15 protein-coding genes, 1 pseudogene and 1 riboswitch are annotated in these 16,776 nt (G+C 36.4%); of the genes and pseudogenes, 15 read left to right on the forward strand and 1 reads right to left on the reverse strand.

The window, feature by feature from the left end:
• Positions 1-364: 364 nt before the first annotated feature.
• The 7 genes from LZ578_RS01955 (at position 365) to LZ578_RS01985 (ending at position 6,800) form a co-directional block, all read left to right on the forward strand.
• Entirely contained in the window at positions 365-1,918 is a 1,554-nt protein-coding gene (locus tag LZ578_RS01955; RefSeq protein ID WP_235145679.1) for a DEAD/DEAH box helicase, read from the forward strand.
• A gap of 470 nt (positions 1,919-2,388) precedes the next feature.
• Positions 2,389-3,750, forward strand: coding sequence for a metallophosphoesterase (locus LZ578_RS01960; protein ID WP_235145680.1), 1,362 nt, complete (start codon positions 2,389-2,391; stop codon positions 3,748-3,750).
• Positions 3,751-3,837: 87 nt separating this feature from the next.
• Positions 3,838-4,188 carry a holo-ACP synthase gene (acpS, locus tag LZ578_RS01965; protein WP_235145681.1) on the forward strand — a complete coding sequence of 117 codons (351 nt, stop codon included), beginning with the start codon at positions 3,838-3,840 and terminating at the stop codon, positions 4,186-4,188.
• A gap of 11 nt (positions 4,189-4,199) precedes the next feature.
• A complete protein-coding gene (gene alr / locus LZ578_RS01970) occupies positions 4,200-5,330 on the forward strand; it encodes an alanine racemase (protein WP_235145682.1) in 1,131 nt (376 codons plus the stop codon).
• A gap of 147 nt (positions 5,331-5,477) precedes the next feature.
• A riboswitch (PreQ1 riboswitch) is annotated at positions 5,478-5,523 on the forward strand.
• Between the two features lie 5 nt (positions 5,524-5,528).
• The gene (locus LZ578_RS01975; RefSeq protein ID WP_235145683.1) at positions 5,529-5,762 is read left to right on the forward strand and encodes a QueT transporter family protein; all 234 of its coding nucleotides are present in this window, start codon (positions 5,529-5,531) and stop codon (positions 5,760-5,762) included.
• Between the two features lie 69 nt (positions 5,763-5,831).
• Positions 5,832-6,017: a hypothetical protein gene (locus LZ578_RS01980; protein WP_235145684.1), complete on the forward strand. Its 186-nt coding sequence runs from the start codon at positions 5,832-5,834 to the stop codon at positions 6,015-6,017.
• 147 nt (positions 6,018-6,164) lie between these two features.
• On the forward strand, positions 6,165-6,800 hold the full coding sequence (locus tag LZ578_RS01985) for an MBL fold metallo-hydrolase (protein ID WP_235145685.1): 636 nt from the start codon (positions 6,165-6,167) through the stop codon (positions 6,798-6,800).
• A 96-nt stretch (positions 6,801-6,896) separates the two neighbouring features.
• Here LZ578_RS01985 and cbpA read toward each other — a convergent pair whose 3' ends face one another.
• Positions 6,897-7,535 (reverse strand): cyclic di-AMP binding protein CbpA, encoded by a 639-nt coding sequence (gene cbpA, locus LZ578_RS01990; protein WP_235145686.1) that lies wholly within the window; start codon positions 7,533-7,535, stop codon positions 6,897-6,899.
• A 391-nt stretch (positions 7,536-7,926) separates the two neighbouring features.
• Here cbpA and LZ578_RS01995 point away from each other — a divergent pair, with 391 nt between their 5' ends.
• The 8 genes and pseudogenes from LZ578_RS01995 (at position 7,927) to LZ578_RS02025 (ending at position 16,747) form a co-directional block, all read left to right on the forward strand.
• A complete protein-coding gene (locus LZ578_RS01995) occupies positions 7,927-9,264 on the forward strand; it encodes a hemolysin family protein (protein ID WP_235145687.1) in 1,338 nt (445 codons plus the stop codon).
• A 112-nt stretch (positions 9,265-9,376) separates the two neighbouring features.
• Positions 9,377-10,087, forward strand: coding sequence for an O-methyltransferase (locus LZ578_RS02000; protein WP_235145688.1), 711 nt, complete (start codon positions 9,377-9,379; stop codon positions 10,085-10,087).
• Positions 10,088-10,308: 221 nt separating this feature from the next.
• Positions 10,309-11,685 carry a L,D-transpeptidase family protein gene (locus tag LZ578_RS02005; RefSeq protein ID WP_235145689.1) on the forward strand — a complete coding sequence of 459 codons (1,377 nt, stop codon included), beginning with the start codon at positions 10,309-10,311 and terminating at the stop codon, positions 11,683-11,685.
• A 219-nt stretch (positions 11,686-11,904) separates the two neighbouring features.
• The gene (yycF, locus tag LZ578_RS02010; protein WP_235145690.1) at positions 11,905-12,615 is read left to right on the forward strand and encodes a response regulator YycF; all 711 of its coding nucleotides are present in this window, start codon (positions 11,905-11,907) and stop codon (positions 12,613-12,615) included.
• 6 nt (positions 12,616-12,621) lie between these two features.
• On the forward strand, positions 12,622-14,475 hold the full coding sequence (walK, locus tag LZ578_RS02015) for a cell wall metabolism sensor histidine kinase WalK (RefSeq protein WP_235145691.1): 1,854 nt from the start codon (positions 12,622-12,624) through the stop codon (positions 14,473-14,475).
• Positions 14,472-15,020 (forward strand): two-component system activity regulator YycH, encoded by a 549-nt coding sequence (gene yycH / locus LZ578_RS12400; RefSeq protein ID WP_255763908.1) that lies wholly within the window; start codon positions 14,472-14,474, stop codon positions 15,018-15,020. The genes walK and yycH (LZ578_RS12400) overlap by 4 nt, the downstream gene beginning before the upstream one ends.
• Complete coding sequence (gene yycH, locus LZ578_RS12405) at positions 15,005-15,787, forward strand: two-component system activity regulator YycH (RefSeq protein WP_255763909.1); 783 nt, start codon at positions 15,005-15,007, stop codon at positions 15,785-15,787. The genes yycH (LZ578_RS12400) and yycH (LZ578_RS12405) overlap by 16 nt, the downstream gene beginning before the upstream one ends.
• A pseudogene (locus LZ578_RS02025) lies at positions 15,777-16,747 on the forward strand (two-component system regulatory protein YycI). The gene yycH (LZ578_RS12405) and the pseudogene LZ578_RS02025 overlap by 11 nt, the downstream one beginning before the upstream one ends.
• Positions 16,748-16,776 lie beyond the last annotated feature (29 nt).

Raw genomic sequence — 16,776 nt, forward strand, 5'->3', positions numbered from 1 at the left:
CAATGAAGGTTGTTGATTTACTGTTAAAACCTTATAAAACAGGTAGTTAGGAAGAAAAAAGACTGTCTTTAATTTGAGTAGAAGTAGTATCGTTTGCAAATCATAAAAAGACGTGTTAAGATTACATATGGTAAAAAAAGAGGAATAAAGAGGGTTTTTTCTGCAGGATGCAGGAAATACGACCGGTAGACTTACTATGCAAAAGATTTTAAAAAATCATTTGTCTATATATTTAAAAATATACCAAATTAGAGATTGAAAAGATTTTGCTTTTCTCAAGCATTAGAGGCCAGCAAACATTCTTTTTACGATAATCAGGGTTAAGGGAAGACTCTCTAATGTTTCTCAAAAACTAGGAGGAAACATGAAATTTTCAGAACTGGGACTTGATCCCCAACTATTAAAAGCCGTAGAAAATATGGGCTTTGAAGAAACTACACCAATCCAGGAACAGACCGTTCCACTAGGTTTAAAAGGTATTGACGTTATTGGACAGGCGCAAACAGGTACAGGTAAAACAGCTGCATTTGGTCTTCCAATGTTACAGAAAATCGATCCTAACAACAAATCAATTCAAGCATTAGTTATTGCACCAACACGTGAATTAGCTATTCAAACACAAGAAGAACTATATCGTTTAGGACGCGAAAAACGCGTTTCTGTACAAGTAGTATATGGTGGAGCAGATATTAGCCGCCAAATTCGTGCTTTGAAAAACAATCCACAAATAATTGTGGGTACACCAGGACGTCTATTGGACCATATCAAAAGAAAAACAATGCGTTTAGGCAATGTAGAAACTTTGGTATTGGACGAAGCAGACGAAATGTTGAACATGGGCTTCTTAGAAGACATCGAAGCAATTATTTCTCAAACGCCAGCTGAGCGTCAAACATTACTATTCTCAGCAACTATGCCACCATCAATCAAACGTATTGGTGTTAAATTCATGAATGATCCACAACACGTTCAAATTAAAGCAGCTGAAATGACAGCTAGCTTATTGGACCAATATTTTGTGAGATGTAAAGACTTCGAGAAATTTGATACAATGACTCGTTTGTTGGATGTACAAAATCCTGAATTGACCATTGTATTTGGACGTACAAAACGTCGTGTTGACGAACTTGCTAAAGGATTGGAAATGCGCGGATATCGTGCTGAAGGAATCCATGGTGATTTAACTCAACAGAAACGTATGAGCGTTCTTCGTGATTTCAAAAAAGGTGAATTAGATATTTTAGTTGCTACCGACGTAGCAGCACGTGGATTAGATATAACGGGTGTTACACACGTTTATAACTATGATATCCCTCAAGACCCAGAAAGCTATGTACACCGTGTTGGACGTACAGGCCGTGCTGGACACGAAGGAATGTCTGTTACTTTTGTAACACCAAACGAAATGGATTACTTGCGCACAATTGAAAAATTGATTCGTAAAGAAATTACTCCATTGAAGCCACCATCCGATGAAGAAGCTTTCCGTGGTCAATTGAAAAATGCCGTGGATGAAGCTGAACGTATCGTAAAAGAAACGGAAGATGATAAATTTCATCGTGCAGCTCTTCATTTATTGGAAACTCACAGTGGAGAAGATTTAGTTGCGGCTTTCTTGAAGAGCCTATCTAAAGATTCAGCTGAAGTTCCAGTGAAGATCACACCAGAACGCCCATTGCCATCACGCAATAAAAAGGGTGGTTCTAATAAAGGTGGAGGCCGTAGTGGCGGATATAAAGGAAGAGGCGGACGTTCAGGCGATCGTCGTTCATCTGGATCCGGAGAAAAAGGCAATCGTACACGTAGTTCTGAAGGCGGTAAGCGCAGAGACGACAAACGTTCTGATGACAGAAGAAGCAAAGGTTCTACTTCTAATAAAAAGGGAACTGGCGGATTTACAATCAGAAACAAAGACTAAAAATAAATAAAGTAGGAAACGGCTCGTCCGTTTCCTGCTTTTTTTTGGAGAAAACAATTAATTTGTACAACTTTTGAGCGAAATCATCTTTATGTGTCCTAATACTTGTTGATTAGGACAGGTAGAGCTACTTTAAGATACGTATTTGTCCTAATAAAGGGTTTTATTGAGGTTTTAGGTGTAAAAAAAGGAATTTCGAATAAATATTTAACTAGAGTAGTTCTAAATTATAACAATTTAGAACGAAAATCCGTGCTATTGAGATTATTAAGACAAAGAACGACTCACTTATTGGTTTACCTGTCCTAATAAAGCTTTATTAGGACATTAAATGGACTTTTAATTAAAAAACTGTCCTAATTAAAAATATTGAATGTAGGCAATCGTTCTGTCATACTAAATAATAAAAATAAACACTGATCTAGTCCTTTTTAGGCTGATCTTGTTGTTAATAGAAAGAAGCTCAAAAAATGAAAAAAATTAGTTTATTTTTAGTAACGCTTTGTGTAGCTTTATTTTTTTATAGTGTAAATAAGTCTACCCATGCAGAACCTCTACTTCAAGAAAAAATACATGTAGTAGAAGAAGGTGATTTAAACATGTGGATTCTATCTGATCCGCATTTTATAGCGCCAGAATTATTTGATGATGGAGCTGCTTTTTCCCGAATGGAAGCTACTTCTGCAGGGAAAGATCTTAAACACATTCCAGCTTTGATGGAAGCTTTAGTGTGGCAAGCGAACCACCAGAAACCTGATTTGATTATCGTTACCGGAGATCTGACATTCAATGGAGAATACCAGAGTATGGTTGGACTAGCGGAATATTTTAGACGAATCGAAGAGGGGGGCACGCAAGTAAGTGTGATCCCCGGAAATCATGATATTCATAGTGGTTGGGCAAGAAAGTTTATTGGGGAGGAGATGGAAGTAGTTGAGCAAGTTTCTCCAGACGATTTTAAGGAACTTTTTGCAGATTATGGATACGATTTGGCTATATCAGAAGATTCTCATTCTTTGAGTTACATTATTGAACCTAAACGAGGATATCCATTTTTGATGTTAGATACAAATAGCTATAGTGATTCTAAAAGTACAAAAGCTCCTCCTGCAGAAGGACAAATTCGTAAGGAAACCTATACATGGTTAGATGACTACTTTGCTACACAAACTGACGCACCACAAACCTATGTTGTATCTCATCATCCACAACTCAATCATAGCGGAAAAGAAGGAAGTCAATTTTCTATCCTAGATGACGAGTATGGACTAGAGTATTTTATTGAAAAAGGAGTTCAAACAAGTTTTGCGGGTCATATCCATGCCCAAGATATTACGAGTGCAGAAGTTGGAGATTCTACATTCTATGAAATTATAACAGGAGCACTTTCGATCTATCCGAATAGTGTGGGGACTATCAAATTGTCTGAGGATTATCTAGAGTATGCGCACGAATCGTTGGATGTAGAAGGATGGGCTGAGAGTACAAATCAACAGAGCCTTGCCCTTTTAGAATACAAAAAAACAGGCCATGACTTCTTCAAAGAAGATGGTGAAAGTTTAGCTATTCAACAGATGGCAGAAGAACGTTGGTATGATAAGCAACTTTCTCCTGATGTGAAAGATTTTATTGGAAGAATGAATGTTCGTTATTTTTCTGGGGAAGATTATATTGAAGGAAATGAAGCGGAAGTTATCCAAGAAATTACTAGTCATCCCGGTTATCAAATTATTCAAGAAAATAGTACTGGTTTTCTAAAAAGGTATTCCAACCAATTATTACAAGACCAAAATTTAAACGACCAAGTAATCAGTATTCCACATAACAACTAACAAGAAATAGTCTTTTTGTTTTGAAATGACACTCCTGTTCCTTTTTGGTAAAATAAGGAAAGGGAGTTGGAAAGGATTGGGTGGACGATGATTATAGGAATCGGTTTGGATGTAACAGAATTGGATCGGATTACTAAAGCATATGAAAAACGAGAAGATTTTGCAAAGCGAATACTAACCGAAAAAGAGCAGGTTATTTTTAATCAATTAAAAGGAACACGTAAAATGGAGTTTCTAGCAGGTCGTTATGCGGCTAAAGAAGCCTTCTCGAAAGCGTACGGTACAGGAATTGGCAAACTTTCCTTTCAAGATATTGAAGTTCTTCCGGGTGAGAAAAATAAACCAGAAGTTACTCAATCTCCTTTTGATGGGAATGCTTTTGTCTCCATCACTCATTCCTCCAATGTTGTTGCTGCACAAGTAATTCTAGAAAAGTAGGGAGTTTTTTTATGGCAAAAGGAATACATCGCCCCACTGTAGCTACTATTGACTTGGGCGCAATTAAATGGAATATCAATCAAATACGTTCGAATATAAAAAAAGATAAAAAATTATTAGCTGTAGTGAAAGCAGATGGATATGGACATGGAGCGGTTCCGATTGCGAATGCTGCGAAAGAAGCAGGAGTGGATGGATTTTGTGTCGCTATTCTAGATGAGGCCTTGGAATTACGAGATAGTGGCTTTACAGATGACTTTCTTTTGGTGATGGGACTGACAGAAGTTCGAGATGTCTCTCTCATGGCCGATCAAAATATAAGTGTTGCAGTATCTTCTACGGATTGGTTAGAAGACGCTCTTCCCTTGTTGGAGTTTCGAAAAACAGATCAACCGCTTCGAATTCACTTGGCGGTGGATACGGGAATGGGCCGGATTGGTTTACGAACAGATGAAGAAGTACATGAGTTTGAAAGATTTTGTGAACTCCACCAGGAACAGATCCACTTTGAAGGGATTTTCACTCATTTTGGAACGGCAGATGGGGAAGATGATACACAAGTAGAAAGGCAACTGGCACGCTTTAAAGAGTTGGTTTCTAGTCTTCGCAAACGCCCGGATATCGTTCACTTAGCGAACTCAGCAGTAACGTTATGGCATGAGGATTTTGAAACGGATGCAGTACGAGTAGGGATTGCTATGTATGGCTATAATCCATCCGACTGTACGATTCCACTACCGTATGAACTGAAACCCGCCTTTAAGCTAGAAACGGAACTAAGCTATGTAAAACAGATGCATGAAGGTGATACGATTAGCTATGGGGCTCGTTATCGAGCCTATGAAGGAGAATGGCTTGCTACTCTGTCAGTAGGATATGCGGATGGATGGAGCAGAAATTTAAAAGATCAAACCGTTTTAGTGGAAGGACATCGCTGCCCAGTTCGGGGAGTCATTTGTATGGATCAATGCATGATTGGCCTCCCTCATGAATTCCCAATTGGTACGAAAGTTACTTTGCTAGGGGAAGATCATGGAGAGATCAATAATCCATCTGAAATTGCTGTTTCTATTGGGACTATTGGCTACGAAATCCTTTGTGGGATTAGTGGCAGAGTACCACGGAATTATGTGGATGGCTAAGGATAGAATCAAATAATAGAGCACAAATAAAGGGGTCGGGATCACTTATTAACAGTGGTTCCTATCCCTTTTTATTTTCAAATAAAGACAGAGAAAACCAGCTATTCTGTAGCAAAATATGGTACACTAAAAAGGCTTGAAAAATGGCAGTACGTGGTTCGTTGACCATCCCACGTAAAAAAACTAGGAGGAAAAAATATGAATACAAAAAGAATGGTAACGAATACCATTATTGCTGCTTTATACGTAGCTTTAACAGCGATTTTTTCTTTTATGTCTTTTGGAGCGATTCAGTTCCGCGTTTCAGAGATGTTAAATCATTTAGTAGGTTATCATAAGTCTTATCGCTATGGTGTTTTAGCCGGCGTCTTTCTTTCTAATCTATTGCTATCCACATTAGGTGGATGGGATTTACTGTTTGGTTTTGGCTAAACCCTACTTTCTTTTCTAATTCTGGATAAACTATTTAAACCAGGTGATAGCGAAAAGAAACGGATGGTGATGACGGCACTTGTATTTGTCGTGACAATGGTTTTTGTAGCAATGGAATTATATTTGGTATTGGATTTACCATTTTGGTTTAGCTATGCAACTGCTGCTTTTGGTGAAGCTGTTGTGTTACTTGTCTCTATACCTGTCATGTCGTCATTAAATCGAGTGATTCATTTTACAAAACGAATGGAATAAAAATAATTTGTGTACCCATGCGGAAAGATATTCTTTCTTCATGGGTTTTTATTTTCTTCATCCATATAAATAAGTAATATAGAAAGACATTTTCTTCTGATTTGTTATAATGGTAAGATAAGGGAAACACAAACGGGAGGTAAGAAAATGGAATTGCTTGCATTAACGGTAGGACCTATCGAAGAAAACTGCTATTTTCTAATTGGACGAAATAATCGTAACACCATTATTTTTGATCCAGGTGCAGATGCGGATCAAATAAAAAGTGTTGTTGCAGTGAACAACTTAAATCCAGTTGCAATCGTCTTAACCCATGCTCACTTTGATCATATTGGTGCGGTTGACGAAGTACGCGAAGAATATCGAATTCCACTTTACCAAAGTTCTATCGAAAAAGACTGGTTAACAGATCCCATGTTAAATGGTTCTGGAGGTCATCCAGGGATGGATCCGATTACCGTGGAAAAACCAGCTGATTTCTATTTAGATGAAATGGGACCTTGTCAAATTGGAGAATTCACTTTCGATTTGCAACATATTCCGGGACATTCTCCTGGTAGTTTAGTCTTTATTTTTAAAGAGAAAGGCTTCGCCATTGTTGGAGACGTTATTTTCCAAGGAAGTGTTGGACGAACAGACTTTCCATACGGCAGTCATGAACAATTAATGGAAGGGATTAAACGTTATATTCTTCCTTTACCAGGAGATACTACACTCTTTACAGGACATGGAAGTCCGACTACTGTTCAACAAGAAAAAGACTCGAATCCTTTCCTTTTTTAAATGGTTCGGTAGGATAATTTAAAATTTACAAAAATAAACCCCCGGTACAGCTAGGTATACTTACCTAACGGTATCGGGGGTTCCTGTATCTTCCTGTTAGTCAGCTTGTAGATTTTCTGTGCTGACAACTTTGTAATCTTGTTTATCGAGTGCGTTTACGATTGTTTCTAGCTCAGACTTGCTGATACCAGCAGGTAACGTTACTAATACACGACGTAAAATTTCTTCTCGAGTAACATCCAATGAAATAACACTAGCAATACTAGAATATTTATTGATGATTTTAGTAATTTGGAATAGATCACCTTTTTCGCCAGGAGCCAATATGGTCAATACATAACTACCTGCATCCACACTCCATGATTGAGCGAGCATATTTAATAGACTACTATGTGTCATGATGCCAAAAAATGTCATATCTTTATTTAAAACAGCTATATAAGGTAATTCTTTAATAGTAAAGAATACTTTAAAGAAAGAACTATCTAATGAAATAAACTTAGTCGCATTTTTAAGAAGATGTGTGACGGGTAGGTTCATGTCCCCACCATTGGCTTTATGCCGATAAATATGCATTTTATAAATATTTCCTCTAAAGAGAGTTCCGGTTTCATCCAGAATAGGTACACAACGATACCCTGAGTCTTCTAAAATTTCAATCGCTTCTTGTAGTGTGGCAGATTCTTTCACCACGGTAAGTTCTCTTTTGGGAATAGCAAGTGAACGGATAAGCATAAACAAATTCCTCCTAAATAAAGATATAATACCTCTTCTTATTAAAATAATAACACTAAAATAAGAAAAAGCAATGAGAAACATTAGAAGAATAAAAGAAAGAAATCTTGTTAAGATAGGAAGGGAAGGCCTCTGAGTCAAAATTAAAAAAATAAAATTAAAATTTGGTGATAATCTATGAATTTAGTAGAAGGACCTATTTTTGTAAGAATATTGTTTTAAAAAATGATTCTAAAAGACAGTTTTATGAAACCGCCTTGCTTTTCTATCTCAAATTCTCTATTATAAATATTATATAATGAAGACAGTGCATTCTCTTAAACGATAGAAAATGAAGTGTACCGCACTTATTAAAAAATTAAACAAAAAGAAAGAAGGAGAAAAAAATCTTATGAACGGAGACCCCACAGGTCAGAGTATTACCTCATATATAGTCATTGTTCTTATTTTACTTTTAGCCAACGCTTTTTTTGCCTCTGCTGAACTTGCATTTGTATCTCTTAACCGCAATAAAATTAATGATATGGCGGAAAAAGGAGATCGAAAAGCTCGACGAGTATTAAAACTATTGGAAAAGCCCGATGATTTTCTTGCAACGATTCAAGTAGCAATCACGCTAGCTGGATTCTTTAACAGTGCTTCAGCATCCGCTAACTTTGTCATCTATTTTGAGCCTCTTTTAGGTAGTATTAAAGGATGGCAAACAATTGCAACGATTGTAATCACCTTAGTTCTTTCTTATTTAACTCTTGTATTAGGAGAATTATTTCCTAAACAAGTCGCGTTACAAATGCCAGAGCAGGTTGCTCGAGTTACATCGGGAATTATTGTCTGGGTTCAAATCATTGTGACTCCTTTTGTTTGGCTTTTATCTGCTTCAACCGGACTCTTGAAAAAAATGTCGCCGATTGATTTTACGAAACAAGAAGAAACGTTGACAAGAGATGAAATGCGAGCTATTTTAGCACAAAGTCGTGGTCAAGGTGCTATCGATCCATCTGAATTTACGATGATGGAAGGTGTTTTGTCTATGGATACAAGACTTGCACGCGAATTAATGGTTCCACGGACGGATACATTGATGCTAGACTTGGATGACGAATTAGATTACAACGTAGAGTTAGTATTGGATAGTCCTTATTCGCGATTACCCGTCTATGAAGATGATAAAGACAATATTATTGGCGTTTTGCATATGAAAAATGTTTTGAAAGCCTCAAAAGAAAATGGTTTTGATGCTCTTGATTTCCGTAGTCTGGTTAATGAACCTTTATTTGTTCCTTCTACGATCTATATTGATGATTTACTAGTAGAGTTTCGTAAGCAACAAACCCATATGGCTATTCTGAAAGATGAATACGGAGGGGTCGAGGGAATCGTGACGTTAGAAGATCTACTGGAAGAGATTGTTGGGGATATTGAAGATGAGTACGATGAAATTCAACGACTCTCTCGGAAGATGGATGAAAAAAATTATATCGTAAATGGGAAAATGAAGCTTCAAAAATTCAATCAACTATTTCAAACAGATATTGAATCGGATGAAGTAGACACGATTGCCGGGTATATTATAGAAGAAATTGGTTATTTCCCAGAAGATGAAGCTCGCGTGAGTGTTCGGATTGGAGAATATATCCTAACTACCGATAAAATAGAGAACGGCCGTATTCTTTCCGTTCACGTAGAACAAAAACCAGTGGATTCTGAAGAAATGATTGAAACAGAATAAGAAATCAAATGAAATAAAAAAAGAATGGAAGAGCCAAAGGATGAGAAGGACCAAAGACAAGAACGTTGTCTAAAGACTTCTCGTACGATGGCTTTTTTTAAGGAGAAAAAAGATGCACGATAAAAATGAAATGATGAGTCGACCTGTTGTTAAAAAAGAATTAGTAGAATATATGCGAAAAGAGTTAAAACCATTTTCCGGAAAACTAGGTGATCTAGAGAACTATGCGAACGAGAAAGGGATACCTATTATTCCTCATGAGACAGCAGTATTTCTGAATTTACTACTAAGCCAAATAAAACCCAAACAAGTTCTAGAAATTGGAACAGCAATTGGTTTTTCTGCTAGTCTGTTTGCACAACATTTAGCAGATGGAGGGCATATTACAACGATTGACCGCTTTGATATTATGATTGAGAGAGCTAAGAATAATTTTATAAATTTAGGTTTAGATGGAAAGGTAACTCTTTTAGAAGGAGATGCAGCTGACCTCTTGCCCACATTAGAAGGTCCATATGATTTCATTTTTATGGATAGTGCAAAAGCGAAATACTATGAATTTTTACCATATTGCATGAATCTATTAAGTGTTAATGGGATGCTCATCATTGATGATGTTTTTCAAGGAGGTACCATTTTACATGATGAAAAAGATATTCCTAAGCGAGTTCGTAAAATTCACCGACGATTAAATCAACTATTAGATTTAGTTTTAAATCATGAAGCGTTAGACTCTTCGCTAGTTCCACTAGGAGATGGCTTGTTGATGATTGTCAAAAAAGAAAAAGTAGACTTTTCATATATCTTAAAAGAAATCCAATAAGAATGAAGAGAGAAGAGGGCAGAGATGCGATTCTTCTTTTTTTAATTAAAAAGCTATTTATTTGATTGAAAATTCTTATAATTTCACTAAAAATGATGCAAAAACATAGTCAAATTTAAGAATGTACGTTACAATTAGTAAGAAATTCAAACGTGTAACACAAACGTAACCAAATTGTAATATCGTAAAAATGTTTGGTTAGACCCTTAGGAGGAAATCATTTGAAAAGAAAACCAGTTATTATAACCACTGTTACGTTGATAGTAGTACTTCTTGTTGCCTATATTGGTGGAGGAGTTTATTATAAAGATCATTTTTTACCGAAAACAACTTTAGGAACGATTGATATTTCTGGCAATACGATAGAAGAAGCTAATCGTAAAATCGCAAAAGACTTTCATGCGAAGACCATTACTATAAAAGAAAAAGATGAAACTATAGCGAGTTTTACTCCATCACAACTAGACGCAAGTATGGATGATACAGAGCTTTTGAAACAAGCCAAAGCAGAACAAGGTAGTTGGAGTTGGCCGATTCTAGCTTTTCAAGAAAAGAAAATTAATGGTGACTCTTCTGCGGTTGAATACAAGGAAGAAGCATTGCTTACCTTTATAAAAACCCTTTCCCTTGAAACGGAAGATCGTACTGCTTCTGAAAATGCTAGTATTGTAAATAAAGATGATGCGTTTGTTATCCAACCTGAAGTACAAGGGACTGTTATTGATCAAGAATTGCTAAAAGAGGAAATCATTCAATCTATGGTGGGAAGTTCGGATCAAGTACATCTAGAAGATAGCTATGCCCAACCTGCTGTCACCAAAGAGAATGAAACCCTACTTGCTTCTTTGAAAAAAATGGATGATCTATCTAATATAGTTGTAACCTATAAAATAGCAGGGAAAGAAGAGATTGTACCTAAAGAAAAAATAGTTACGTGGCTTTCTGTAGATGATAAAGGGGAACCTTCTGTTAATACGGAGGAAACTAAAAAATATGCAGAAAGCTTACATGAAAAATATGCAACCAATGGGAAAACACGTCAGTTTGAAAGTACAAATCGAGGAACTGTTGAAGTTCCAGCGGGGACGTACGGTTGGTCGATTGCTACGACAGCGGAAGCAGATAATTTGGCTGCCTATATTTTAGCAGGAGAGGATGTAACGGTTACTCCAGCAATTAATGGCTCCGGTTATAATGACGATGGTACCGATATCGGATCTAACTATGTAGAAGTAGACTTACAAAATCAAAAAATATATGTATATAAAGAAGGTCAAAAAGTCTTTGAATCAGTCATTGTTGGAGGACATCCGAAGACTGCTTCACCAATTGGCGTTTTCTACGCATGGAACAAAGTAAAAGATACAACATTGATTGGTTATAACCCACGTCGAGATGCGGACTATGAAACGCCCGTAAAATATTGGATTCCCATTGATTGGGAAGGAATTGGCATTCATGATGCAAGTTGGCAAGGTTCTTTTGGTTCACAAGAATATTTAGTAAATGGATCAAATGGCTGTATTAATATGCCACCAGAAGTAATGGAACAATTTTTCAACCTAGTAGAAGTAGGGATGCCTGTTATCCTAATTTAAATAGTAGTTTCTTTTAGCTGTAGTAAGATAATAAGAGCGTTGACTGTTTAGTCATTTTCTTATCGTAAAAAATCAAAAGTTTAAGTCAATCAAAAAACACGCGCTGGATAACGCTTACAAAAATATTTTGCACTTGTTTGCCAAGCAAGGTATAATGAACACATGTAACGAAAAAGATAAGTAGTATAAGAATAGATCCATCAAGGAGATATGTAGCCTATGAAAAAAATATTAGTTGTCGATGACGAGAGACCTATCTCAGAAATCATCAATTTTAACCTAACAAAAGAGGGATTCGAAGTCCACACTGCTTTTGATGGGGAAGAAGCTATTGAAAAAGTTGCTTCTGTTCAACCAGATTTGATTCTATTAGATTTAATGTTACCGAAAATAGACGGTTTGGAAGTTTGTCGTCAAGTTCGAAAAACAAATGATGTGCCAATTATTATGTTAACGGCAAAAGATTCAGAGATTGATAAAGTATTGGGGTTAGAATTAGGTGCGGATGATTATATAACGAAGCCATTCTCCAATCGAGAATTAATTGCTCGTGTGAAAGCAAACTTACGTCGGTTAAGTTCACCACCTTCCGCTCAGCCAGAGGAAGAAGTAAAAGTTAATGAAATCCATGTCGGTGCCATCACCATTCATGAAGATGCTTATATCGTTTCTAAACGAGGAAAAGAAATTGAGTTGACTCATCGCGAGTTTGAACTTCTTCACTATCTCGCCCGCCATATTGGTCAGGTAATGACCCGTGAGCACCTTTTACAAACGGTCTGGGGATATGATTACTTTGGAGATGTAAGAACCGTAGATGTAACGGTACGTCGATTACGTGAGAAGATAGAAGATACACCTAGCCATCCAACATGGCTCATTACTCGAAGAGGAGTTGGCTACTTCTTAAAAAATCCAGACCAGGAGTAACCATATATGAATAAAAAAATTAAATGGATTCAATCCATCCACTTTAAGATACCAATGCTGTTTATTTTTATGCTATTGGTATCTTTACAAATTATAGGAGCTTATTTCATTCGCCAATTGGAAACAAAATTAATAAATAATTTTGATACACAAATGAGTTTGAATCTTCGTTTCTTAGAAAATTCTCTACAACCAGTCTTAATTGACGGTGATGAGGAACTAAAAGAATCTTCTATCCAAAATATCCTTCAGGATTATATTGGGGGAGATTTTTTGGAAATTCGTGTTGTAGACGATCGAGGTTATATTTTAGGGACAAATGATCAGACTCGTCAATCAATGATAGGGTTGAAATCTACCGATCGAGATGTGCAACAGGCTATGCTCTTACAAACGGACCGAAAATATCAATATTTAAACGACGACCGGAACAGTAGAGTGTGGAAAACCGTATCTCCTATTTTTACTACGGATAATACAGGAGAACTAATCGGAGCGATAGTGATGGAATCCAATATCGAAACAGTTTACAGCCAGATTATGGATATTGTTACCATCTTTCTGAATGCTTCTGTGTTTGCCATTGTAATTACGGTTTTACTTGCGGTAATTATTTCTCGTGGGCTTACCCGACCCATTTCAGAAATGAGGACACAGACCGCGAATATTGCTCGAGGGGACTATTCTGGAAAAGTGATGATTTACGGAAATGATGAATTAGGACAGCTAGCCGATACAATCAATGACCTTTCTTCTAAAGTTAAAGAGGCACAAGAAACAACGGAAGCAGAGCGTCAAAGGTTAGATAGTGTTTTGAAACATATGTCTGATGGTGTTCTAGCAACCGATCGTCGAGGACGAGTAATTATTATTAATAATCGAGCCCTTGATTTATTAGATCTCACACAAGAAGAAGCGATTGGTAAATCAATTATGAATGTTCTTCATCTAGGTAATACATTTACATTTAGACAGTTATTAGAAATTCAAAAAGAATTAATCCTTTATCCTACAGGAGAAGAGACAGACGAAAATATTCTTCAAGGAGAATTTTCTGTTATTCAAAGAGAAACTGGATTTATCAGTGGCTTAATTTGTGTGCTCACGGATATAACTGAACAAGAAAAAATAGAGCAAGAACGTCGGAGTTTTGTTTCGAACGTTTCTCACGAATTACGCACACCTCTTACAAGTGTAAAGAGTTATACAGAATCACTTCAAGAAGGTGCTTGGAAAGACCAGGAAATCGCTCCAGCATTCTTACAAGTGATTACTACTGAAACCGACCGGATGATTCGAATGATTACAGATTTGCTACATCTATCTCGCATGGACCAAGGGATGCCACAATTGGAATTGGAATTTGTCAGTATGAATGATCTTTTTGGGCATATTCTAGATCGTTTTGAAGTAATGTTTAGTTCAGAACAGTATCGGGATAGAAACTACAAAATTATTCGAGATTTTACTCAAAGAACGCTTTGGGTTGAAGTAGATCAAGATAAGATGATTCAGGTTATTGATAACATTATGAATAATGCATTAAAATATTCCCCAGATGGAGGTACGATTACGTGCCGTCTGATGGAAACACACAATAGTATCGTTTTAAGTGTGACAGATGAAGGTCTAGGAATCCCACGCAAAGATCTTCAACATATTTTTGAACGTTTCTATCGTGTAGACAAGGCTAGAGCACGTTCAATGGGTGGAACGGGACTAGGCTTAGCGATCTCTAAAGAGGTGCTAACAATGCATGGTGGTAGAATTTGGGCAAGCAGTATTGAAAACAAAGGGTCCACCTTCTTCATTTCCTTGCCATATGAAGAATTTGAAGAAGAAGAGGAGGAGTGGGGATGAGACAAAAAGAGTCCAGGCTCGTATCGGTTGTATTGTATGTATTAGTGAGTCTAAGTTTATTTCTAACATGGCGGATTTTGGCTATCCCCTCTCAGACGCTAAATTTACAACCAGTCGCTCCTACTGTACAAAGTCCAAGTATCTCTACCACTAAAAATTTAGAGGAAGTCTTTGTACCAAGTCAGATGTCTGTGCATACAGATACACGCACCTATATCACAAAAGACACTAAAATTTTAAAAGATGTGAATCGCTTCCTGACCGATTGGAAAATGAAAGATCTTTCTTTTTTGGCAACCTATGATTTGGATGAATTTAATGATTTAGTGTTGCAAACGGGAAGGGTAGAAGTGAAATTTCCAGCTGCTATCCATTTAGATTTGATTTCCCGTTATTTTGAAGTAGTACCAGAAGGGTTATCCAATGAAATGATTACGAGAATTCTTCTTTCTCCACAGTCTGAAGATGAAATTTATTTAGTAAATGATGAAACAAAAAAATTTATACTGCTCAAAATTCTGAAAAGTCAATGGAGCCGCTATTAGCCTTATATACAAAAAACATAGATGAATTTATACCTGCAAATGCGTATATATTCTCAAATGGAATTGTGTTTATGCCACAAGAACGGGTAACGGTTCCGACGCTTGTTTATCTTGCTGAAAAACAATCTACTAGTTTTTTTATTAATGAACTTTTTGATGATACAACGGAATTAAGAGATAATAGTGATGATTTTGTAATCAGTTATAGTGACAACATATCTGAATTACGAATTAGTAAGGATAGTGGTATTTTGTATTACTATCGTAATAATTTGGATCGAACATCCATTTTAGCTTATCGTCAAGTTCGTAATAGTTTTCATGAGTTAAAGTTTTTAGATACATGGCCGGGACTTTCTTTATATGATGGATACGATTCAGCTACGGACCAAATTACGTATCGTAGATATGTGAGTGGAATACCTATTTATGATACCAAAGGAATGGGAGCCATTCGTATGAAAATGGCTAACTCAGGATCGACAGAGATACAGTTCCCTACACAAATTATTCAAACTCCATTAGAAGATCGACAAAAGAATGTAGAGCTCCCAATGGGGGAAGAAATTATTGCAACACTTGAAAGTAAGGGATATTCTTTTTCAGATATTGAAATGATTGAAATTGCTTATGAATGGAGTAATAGTGATGAAAGCAATCGAATTGTAGAATTGACTCCTCGCTGGTTTGTAAAAATGAAAGGTACATGGAGAACGTTAGATTCTTGGTTGATTGCTTTAGGGGAGGAGACCGAGAATGGACTTTAAAAGAATACAAATCATACTCATTGTCACCTTTTCTATACTGAATATCTATCTATTATCCGTTTTGTTAGATAAGAATGAGTCATTAAATTTTGGAGACCCAAGCTCAGCTGTAAATTTGCAGGAAGGTTTACGAAGTGACAATATTAAGTCACCAGAACTTTCGATAGAAAATGTGGAAGTTCCTTTTATTAAAACTGAAAAAGATAAATATTTAGAAGAAAATTTTAAAAATTTACCAAATCAGACAACTCGAATGGAAAATAATAAGCTAATTAGTATGCTAATCGAACCGATTAAATTAGATCTAGCAGCAGAAAATGCGTTATCTGTTCAAATAGCTCCTTTGCAAGAATTTATTGATAGTGGCAACGTTCTAAAAGGAGAGGAATATACCTTTCTTTCTTACCAAGTAATTAATCGACAGATTATTTTTATGCAATCAGTGAATGGAATTCAATCGCTGATAGTACAGGGTCTTTAATTTTTAACTTGAATGAAGATAAAGAAGTTATTTCCTATGAACAAACACATACGGGGCCTGCCGAAATACAAGGACGCGATCGAACCGTTATCTCTGAGCAAAACGCGATTGAATTGTTGTACTTAAGTAATCAAATTCCCAATAAAGCAACCATTCAGAATCTTACCTTATCGTATTTCCAAACACTCAGTTTAGATGATATGAATATCTACAGCCCAATGTGGTATGTAGAAATTGTGCGTGAAAATGTATCTGTACAAGTGAAACGAGTGGATGCGTTAACTGGGAATATTATTACGGTGTCAAAAATTGTAGAACCGGAAAGTTCTTTTATGAAAGAAAAAGAATCAAAAGAATCAAAAGAAAAACTGGATACGGAAAATACGGCCACACTTCATATTAATTCTGAAAATTGGCTGGATGCGTTCCTTGAAGGGGAACGCTCCAGTGAGCAAAGAGTTTTATTTAAAGAAGAATAAAAATACAGAGGATGGGACATAAAATGTCC

The organism is Jeotgalibaca sp. MA1X17-3, assembly GCF_021513155.1.
Lineage (GTDB): Bacteria > Bacillota > Bacilli > Lactobacillales > Aerococcaceae > Jeotgalibaca.

Excerpts from the sequence above, each read along its gene's own strand:
- LZ578_RS01955 (WP_235145679.1), top strand. The coding sequence starts at position 365 with ATGAAATTTTCAGAACTGGGACTTGATCCCCAACTATTAAAAGCCGTA.
- LZ578_RS01960 (WP_235145680.1), top strand. The coding sequence starts at position 2,389 with ATGAAAAAAATTAGTTTATTTTTAGTAACGCTTTGTGTAGCTTTATTT.
- acpS (WP_235145681.1), top strand. The coding sequence starts at position 3,838 with ATGATTATAGGAATCGGTTTGGATGTAACAGAATTGGATCGGATTACT.
- alr (WP_235145682.1), top strand. The coding sequence starts at position 4,200 with ATGGCAAAAGGAATACATCGCCCCACTGTAGCTACTATTGACTTGGGC.
- LZ578_RS01975 (WP_235145683.1), top strand. The coding sequence starts at position 5,529 with ATGAATACAAAAAGAATGGTAACGAATACCATTATTGCTGCTTTATAC.
- LZ578_RS01980 (WP_235145684.1), top strand. The coding sequence starts at position 5,832 with ATGACGGCACTTGTATTTGTCGTGACAATGGTTTTTGTAGCAATGGAA.
- LZ578_RS01985 (WP_235145685.1), top strand. The coding sequence starts at position 6,165 with ATGGAATTGCTTGCATTAACGGTAGGACCTATCGAAGAAAACTGCTAT.
- cbpA (WP_235145686.1), bottom strand. The coding sequence starts at position 7,535 with ATGCTTATCCGTTCACTTGCTATTCCCAAAAGAGAACTTACCGTGGTG.
- LZ578_RS01995 (WP_235145687.1), top strand. The coding sequence starts at position 7,927 with ATGAACGGAGACCCCACAGGTCAGAGTATTACCTCATATATAGTCATT.
- LZ578_RS02000 (WP_235145688.1), top strand. The coding sequence starts at position 9,377 with ATGCACGATAAAAATGAAATGATGAGTCGACCTGTTGTTAAAAAAGAA.
- yycF (WP_235145690.1), top strand. The coding sequence starts at position 11,905 with ATGAAAAAAATATTAGTTGTCGATGACGAGAGACCTATCTCAGAAATC.
- walK (WP_235145691.1), top strand. The coding sequence starts at position 12,622 with ATGAATAAAAAAATTAAATGGATTCAATCCATCCACTTTAAGATACCA.
- yycH (WP_255763908.1), top strand. The coding sequence starts at position 14,472 with ATGAGACAAAAAGAGTCCAGGCTCGTATCGGTTGTATTGTATGTATTA.
- yycH (WP_255763909.1), top strand. The coding sequence starts at position 15,005 with ATGGAGCCGCTATTAGCCTTATATACAAAAAACATAGATGAATTTATA.